Below are 4,537 nucleotides of genomic sequence, written 5' to 3'. Positions count from 1 at the left end.
GCCTGGCCGGGCGTGATGACGAACGCCAGCGGCCGGCAGCGACTGTCGGAGGCGAGGTGGACCTTGGTGGTCAGTCCGCCGCGGGAGCGTCCGAGTGCGTGGTCGGCCGGCTCGTTGCAGCCCTCGGCCCCCTTTTGAGTGCTCCGGCGGCGTGCTGGTGGGCGCGGACGACGGTGGAGTCGACCGACACGGTCCAGTCGATTTCGTCGTCGGCGTCGGCCGCCGCGAGGACGGCGGCGAGGATCTCCTCCCAGGTGCCGTCGACGGCCCACCTGATCAGCCGCCTGTGGGCGGTCTGGAACGGGCCGAGCTCGTCGGGGAGGTCCCTCCAAGGAGAGTTGGTGCGGTACTTCCATGCGATGGCCTCGAGTGTGCGGCGGTGGTCGGCCCATCGCCGTCCGCGGACCGGATCGGCTGGCATCAGCGGCTCGATCCGGTCCCACATCGCATCAGTGATCACTAATCGGACAGACACATCCGATCAACTGATGAGCCCACCAAAGAGACACGCTCTAGGTCCGAGTTCGTCCTGAGAGGACGGCGGCGTGTCCCCCGAGCGATACTGGGGGGACACGCCCTCTTACGGCAACGGCCATCAGGTCTGGTGGGTGGGCACAGAGCTCAAGCCCAGCCATGACTTCGTGAAGTGGGAACCCAGCCTTGCCGTCGTCAAGGGCGACATCGGCATCGGTGTACGCAGCGACCTGACCGTCTACGTCAAGGCAGAGGCCTGTTACTGGTGGGGCAACTGGAAGTGCACCCACTTCGACCAGGAAGTCCTCCACCTCAGCTGAAGCGCCAGCAGCGGGCGGACCACTCTATGGCCGCATCCGCCGAAAGGGTGCGCTCACACAGTGGTCCGCCCGCCATCGTGACGACGTGTTCGCTGTTTCCGTGCGACTCGCGGCATGAAACGGCATCGCTGATGCACACGCCAGCACAGCTGAGGAGCTGGCGGTGCCGATGTTCGGGTATTACCTCGCCCTCCAGGTCCACGATGTCAACGAAGACGGCAAAGGGGGAGAGAGCCCGACGCGGAGATGAGTCCTGCGAGGCCGCAGGAGTGTCGTGCACGTTTCCTGCCGCTTTGGCGTGATTCTGATGATCACGGACCGATGCGGGGCAGTCGCCGGTCGAGATTGCTCAACAGAAAGCGGGAACGTCTCCATGACGACGACTCAAACACCTGACGCCACATCCAGCAGCGATGCGGAAGCACGTGCACCCGGGACCTTGATCGCGGCTGGGAAGGACAACTACCAGCAGGTCTCCGGCATCCTGAAGGCCGCCAAAGGAGAAGACATCGTCGACGTCTGCGGGGGCCTGGCGTTCAGCCTTGCTCTTACCCGCAGCGGTCGGCTGCTCGTCGCCGGAGAGGACGCCAAGGAGTTCGCGAGCTTGCTGAAAGCCGCCGACGGCAGGAAGATCACCGCCGTCTCGGCCCGTCTCGCCCACGCCCTCGCCCTCACCGACACCGGCGAGCTCCTCGCCGGCGGCTCCAACGGGGAGTACGAGTGCAGCGAGATCCTCGACCATGCCCGCGGCAAGAAGATTGTCTCCATCGCTGCTGGCACTGATCACTCCCTGGCGCTCACCGACACCGGCGAGCTCCTCGCCGGCGGCTCCAATGGCTACGGCGAGGTGTCGGGCATCCGAAAGGCCGCCCACGGCAAGAACATCTCGTTCATCCACGCCGCCCGGTCCGGCAGCTTCGCCATCACTTCCGACGGCCACCTCCTCTATGAGGGTGCCAACCACTACCGGATCGGCGCCTTCAAACAACTGGACGGCAGCCTGGTCGCCATCGCCGACTCAGAGATCATCACCCTCGCACTGACCCGGGACGGCACCCTGCACGCAGCAGGCGCCGAGGGGTTCACGGACGCACCCGCGAAGCTGCAGGCCCAGCTCGCCGGCCGCCGCGTGGCCGCCATCACCGCGGGCTTGCTCCACGTCCTGGCCATCACCGAAGACCACGGGCTCGTCGGCACCGGCCGGGACAAGGAGAGCCAGGTCTCGGGCATCATCTCCGCCGCCAGCGGCAAGCGGATCACCGCCGCAGCGGGCGGCCGCAACCACAGCCTCGCCGTCGCCACCCCTCAGCCCAGCCAGGCCACCGGCCACACCGTCCAAGCGACCTTCACCCGCACCCAGCACCCCGACCACCCCCTCACCCTGCACCTGCGGCGCGGCACCACCACCCACGCCACCCTCACCACCGGCGCAGCACCCACGACGTTCACCGCCCCGGCAGGCGAGCCCATCCAGGTCATCGTCGGCGGCCTCCCACAGCCGCCCGCACCGGGCGCCCTCTACCTCACCTACGACCCCGCCACCGACACCACCACCCTCAACACCGGCGCCACACAACTCCCACCACCCCTCACCTGCACCAACCCCGCACCCAACCACTTGACCTTCACCTGGAACGCCTGAGCCGCGGCCACGCCGCTGCCCTGCCGGCCGGGCAGATTACTGAGCTCGGGTTTTCGAGGTGATGATTCGTCGGTTTCTCCGCAAGACGGTCGAGGCTGGCCTGCGGCACCGACCCGCCGTCCTGAACGGCCTCCTCGCAGGGAAGGACCTTGTCCTCGACCCATCGCCTCACCCTGAACGCCGACCTCAGAAGCGGAGAGCCAGCGGCAGCCGAAAATGTCTGCCGCGGTGTGAGGACGATGGGCTGGCGAGGTGGGATATGCCAGTCGGCCGTGTGCACGCCCAGGCTGAGCAGTCCGCCGGTGAGTGCATCGAGGTCGACGTTGAGCTCCCGCATCCTCGCTCAGCCTTGGTATGAGCAGAGTTTCGCCGCGCCCGGTCCGCCGCACGAGCCACTGAGGCCGCGATCGGTTGCTTCGCCCCGACGGCGTGCTGTCTGGGCATCCGGCTGGGCTCCGATGGAGGGTGGCGCGTCTATGTCCTCACGGGCTCTCCGACGTGTTCAACCTGGTCGTGCGCCTCGACTCGGTCCTTACCTCGCGGGAGGCCCATGAGGCCAAGGCTCCCAGGTGGAAGGCTGAGTCGTTCACCGTCCTGCTGTGGCCAAACTGATGGGTGACCTGGCGACTCCACCCGCACCACCGCAACCTTCCGCCGCGCTTCCAGAGCCGCCCGCATCGACGGCATGGGACACCCCCCCAAGGCAACTCGTCCAGCAACGAGCCGAAGCTTCCGTGACAGCCGCAATCCCATGTCTGACCAGCGGAATCCGCACACGAGGTTCGGAAGGAGAACGAACTCTACAGCTGCCATCGTGGTTCCCGATCAGGCCCGCCCAGAGCGGCGATGCAGAAGGTTCCCAGACCCTGCCCCCCGACCGCTGCGGGTGTCATCGCCGACTGTGGCTGGCTCGCCCCGGCGCTGGCGGGCATCCTCCGTGCATGTCTTTTTCACCCGTGGAGCACCCTGTCGTTTACGTCGACGAGTCCGCCAACTCGGGCCAGAACCTCCTCGACCCGCACCAACCTGTCTTCACGCTGGCCGGGGTTCACCTTCCTGACGACCTCGCTGCCTCCATTGTCGACGAGGTCCGTGGGCAGCTCCCACGCAATCTGCGCGAGCCGAAGTACACGTCGTTGGCGGGTTCCAGCGGCGGGCGGGAGGCGCTGATGAGCGCCTTCTCGCGCCTGCCCGAGGGGAGCGTGCGGACGTACCTGGTCCACAAGCGATTCATGGTGATGACCAAGATGGTCGATGTCATCGTGGAACCCATGGCGCACCGGGATGGTTACAACCTGTACGAGGGGAAGGAAGCCCTCGCCTTGGCGGACATGCTGCACGTGGCCGGCCCGGTCATGGGGGATGCGGACGCCTACGACCGGATGCTCCAGGCGTTCGTGAACTGGGTCCGGCAGAAGGCCACCACCGACGAGCTGTACGCGGCCATAGCCGCCCTCAAGGCCTCTGTGCAGAGCCAGCAGTTCGCCGAGTACGTGGAGGTCCTGGAACACGGCCGGCCCGCCGCTGACGAGACCGCAACGGAGATCGCATCCCAGGGGCATCGGGACGAGCTGGATCCGGCGATCCCAAGCTTGTACTGCCTCGCCACTACGTTCGGTCAGACCCTGGGCAGGTTCCGCCTGGTGCACGACGCATCGAAAGTAGTCGACCGCAACACCACCCGCCTGCACACCGTGCACTTTCTCCCCGATCCCGCACGGCCGGGCGAGCTCATGAACCCCTTCATGGGCGCCATCGAGTTCGCGGACAGCAAGGACCACCCGCAGCTTCAGGTGGCGGACTGGGCTGCGGGCGCGACGCGCCAGTGGGCGCAGTGGATGGCAGGTGGCGGCGGGGACCAGTTCTCCCGCGACCTGGAGCGGGTTGCCCGGCCATGGGTCATCGACGGCATATGGCCGGCTCCCGTGGAGGGCTCAGAGACATGATGGCGACGGGGGGCGCCTGCAGGATCCGAACAGGCTCCCCTGAAGTCGGAGTCGCCCTTGAGACGACACCACCAGGAGGAACCGGTGTCATACCCGCAACTGCTCACCGCCGAGGAGAAGCTCGCCGACGTGAAGAAGCTGTTGAGCCTTCCGCG

3 protein-coding genes and 1 pseudogene are annotated in these 4,537 nt (G+C 67.0%); 3 read left to right on the top strand and 1 reads right to left on the bottom strand.

Translation table 11 applies throughout. The annotated features are described in order from the left end of the window. A pseudogene (locus ABZ937_RS42680) lies at positions 1 to 475 on the bottom strand (IS5 family transposase); the annotation flags it as partial. 70 nt (positions 476 to 545) lie between these two features. Between ABZ937_RS42680 and ABZ937_RS42675 the strand changes: the two are divergent. The 3 genes from ABZ937_RS42675 (at position 546) to ABZ937_RS42665 (ending at position 4,382) form a co-directional block, all read left to right on the top strand. Continuing rightward, complete coding sequence (locus ABZ937_RS42675) at positions 546 to 794, top strand: hypothetical protein (RefSeq protein WP_361701063.1); 249 nt, start codon at positions 546 to 548, stop codon at positions 792 to 794. A 439-nt stretch (positions 795 to 1,233) separates the two neighbouring features. Beyond that, on the top strand, positions 1,234 to 2,436 hold the full coding sequence (locus ABZ937_RS42670) for a hypothetical protein (protein WP_361701061.1): 1,203 nt from the start codon (positions 1,234 to 1,236) through the stop codon (positions 2,434 to 2,436). Positions 2,437 to 3,392: 956 nt separating this feature from the next. Further along, complete coding sequence (locus ABZ937_RS42665; protein ID WP_361701058.1) at positions 3,393 to 4,382, top strand: DUF3800 domain-containing protein; 990 nt, start codon at positions 3,393 to 3,395, stop codon at positions 4,380 to 4,382. Positions 4,383 to 4,537 lie beyond the last annotated feature (155 nt).

This window comes from Streptomyces sp. NPDC046727, assembly GCF_040645635.1.
Taxonomy (GTDB): Bacteria; Actinomycetota; Actinomycetes; order Streptomycetales; family Streptomycetaceae; genus Streptomyces.
Note: the sequence above shows the minus strand (reverse complement) of the source record. Positions and strands in the feature narration are given on the sequence as shown.